Source organism: Pseudomonas sp. (assembly GCF_037994325.1).
In the GTDB taxonomy this organism is placed as follows: domain Bacteria; phylum Pseudomonadota; class Gammaproteobacteria; order Pseudomonadales; family Pseudomonadaceae; genus Aquipseudomonas.
On the sequence record NZ_JBBNAH010000501.1, the window covers coordinates 1 to 2,387 of the forward strand.

Here is a 2,387-nt window from a genome sequence, read left to right on the forward strand (position 1 = left end):
GCCAAACAGCGAGCGTTTCCAGCCGCCAAAGCTGTGGTAAGCGACCGGTACTGGCAACGGTACGTTAACGCCGACCATGCCCACTTCGATTTCGTCGCAGAACAGCCGAGCCGCTTCACCGTCGCGGGTAAAGATGCAGGTGCCGTTGCCGTATTCGTGGTCGTTGATCAACTGCATAGCCTCTTCAAGGCTGCCGACACGGACGATGCACAGCACTGGGCCGAAGATCTCGTCGGTGTAGATGGTCATGTCGGTTTTAACGTTGTCGAACAGGCTGCCGCCCAAGAAGAAGCCGTCTTCGTTACCGGCGACTTTCAGGTTGCGGCCGTCGACCAGCAGCTTGGCGCCAGCCGCTACGCCAGCGTCGATGTAGCCAGCAACTTTGTCGCGGGCAGCGGCGGTTACCAGTGGGCCCATGTCCAGACCGCACGAGGTGCCAGCGCCAATTTTCAACGCCTGGATTTGCGGAACGATTTTGCTCACCAGCGCATCGGCGATTTGGTCACCCACACACACGGCTACCGAAATGGCCATGCAGCGCTCGCCGCACGAACCATAAGCAGCACCCATCAAGGCGCTAACGGCGTTGTCCAGATCGGCATCGGGCATCAGAACGGCGTGGTTTTTCGCGCCGCCTAGGGCTTGAACGCGTTTGCCGCGCTTGGTGCCTTCGGCGTAGATGTATTCGGCAATTGGCGTCGATCCGACAAAGCTCAGGGCTTTGACTTCCGGGGCCTGAATCAGCGCATCCACTGCTTCTTTGTCGCCATGCACCACGTTCATCACGCCTTTAGGCAAGCCGGCTTCATTCAGCAGCTGCGCGATAAACAGGGTGGAGCTTGGGTCACGCTCGGACGGCTTGAGGATAAAGCAGTTACCGCAGACGATCGCCAGCGGGTACATCCACAACGGCACCATGGCCGGGAAGTTAAATGGGGTGATACCGGCCACTACGCCCAATGGCTGGAAGTCGCTCCAGGCATCAATGTTCGGACCCACGTTGCGGCTGTATTCGCCTTTCAAAATTTCCGGGGCGGCGCAGGCGTATTCAACGTTTTCGATACCGCGCTTCAGTTCGCCCGCGGCGTCTTCCAGGGTTTTGCCGTGTTCTTCGCTGATCATCTGCGAGATCTTGGCTTCGTTCTGCTCCAGCAATTGCTTGAAGCGGAACATCACTTGGGCACGTTTGCCGGCCGGGGTGTTGCGCCAAGCCGGGAATGCCGCTTTAGCGGCGTCGATGGCTTGTTGAATGGTGGCGCGGCTGGCCAGTGGCACCTTGTGAATCGCTTCGCCGGTGGACGGGTTGTACACATCGGCAGTGCGACCGGTATCGGTGACGAGCTCGCCGTTGATCAAATGCTGGATGGTGCTCATACAAAACTCCGTTATCGAATTCTTGGGCAGGAGTTCCCCTGTCCCTGGCTTACTTAATTTCGGTTTCGATGAAGACGATTTCGTGGTCGCTGGCGTTGATCACATTGTGCTCAACCCCGGCTTTGCGAAAGTACGCCTGGCCGGCCACCAGGGGCGCGTGTTTCTCGCCCTCAGGGGTTTGCAACAGCAGCAGGCCGTCGGTCATCGGCACCACGACATAGTCGTAGCCATGCAGGTGCTTGCCGGTTTCGCTACCGGGGCTAAAGCGCCACTCGGTAACGATCACCTCATCGTTGTCGACTTGTACGGTAGGTACGGCTGGCACGCGCTGGGTCATCGTTATCAATCCACGCTGTTGAGGGCATCGCCCACGGCGGAGAACACGCGGTCGAGGTCTTCGACTTTGGCGTTGAAGGTTGGCCCGAATTGCAGGGTGTCGCCGCCAAAGCGCACGTAGAAACCAGCTTTCCACAGTTTGATACCGGCTTCGAACGGACGGATCACCGGGTCGCCATCACGCGGCGCCAGTTGAATTGCACCAGCCAGGCCGCAGTTGCGGATATCGACAATATGCTTGGCGCCTTTCACACCATGCAGCAGCTTGGCGAAGTGCGGCGCCAGCTCGGCCGATTGCTGCACCAGGTTTTCGCGCTTGAGCAGCTCCAGCGACGCCAGGCCGGCGGCGCAAGCAACCGGGTGAGCGGAGTAGGTGTAGCCGTGGGTGAACTCGACCATATGCTCAGGCGAAGGCTGGTTCATAAAGGTCTGGTAGATCTCGCGGTTGGCGATCACTGCGCCCAGGGGAATGGCGCCGTTCGTGATCTGCTTGGCCACGTTCATGATGTCCGGGGTCACACCAAAGAATTCGGCGCCGGACCATTTGCCCATACGCCCAAATGCGGTGATCACTTCGTCAAAAATCAGCAGGATGTTGTGCTGGCTGCAGATTTCACGCAGACGTTGCAGGTAGCCAACCGGCGGCACAATCACACCAGCGGAGCCAGACATTGGCT

At 59.0% G+C, this 2,387-nt stretch carries 3 protein-coding genes; all 3 read right to left on the reverse strand.

The window, feature by feature from the left end; genetic code table 11:
• Positions 1 to 1,374: CoA-acylating methylmalonate-semialdehyde dehydrogenase (locus AAAB16_RS16975; protein ID WP_340664379.1), on the reverse strand; the 1,374-nt coding region annotated here is incomplete at its 3' end.
• A gap of 49 nt (positions 1,375 to 1,423) precedes the next feature.
• The gene (locus AAAB16_RS16980; protein ID WP_340664380.1) at positions 1,424 to 1,711 is read right to left on the reverse strand and encodes a cupin domain-containing protein; all 288 of its coding nucleotides are present in this window, start codon (positions 1,709 to 1,711) and stop codon (positions 1,424 to 1,426) included.
• A gap of 5 nt (positions 1,712 to 1,716) precedes the next feature.
• Positions 1,717 to 2,387 (reverse strand): aminotransferase class III-fold pyridoxal phosphate-dependent enzyme (locus AAAB16_RS16985; RefSeq protein WP_340664381.1); only part of this gene is annotated, 671 nt, incomplete at its 5' end.

Excerpts from the sequence above, each read along its gene's own strand:
- AAAB16_RS16980 (WP_340664380.1), bottom strand. The coding sequence starts at position 1,711 with ATGACCCAGCGCGTGCCAGCCGTACCTACCGTACAAGTCGACAACGAT.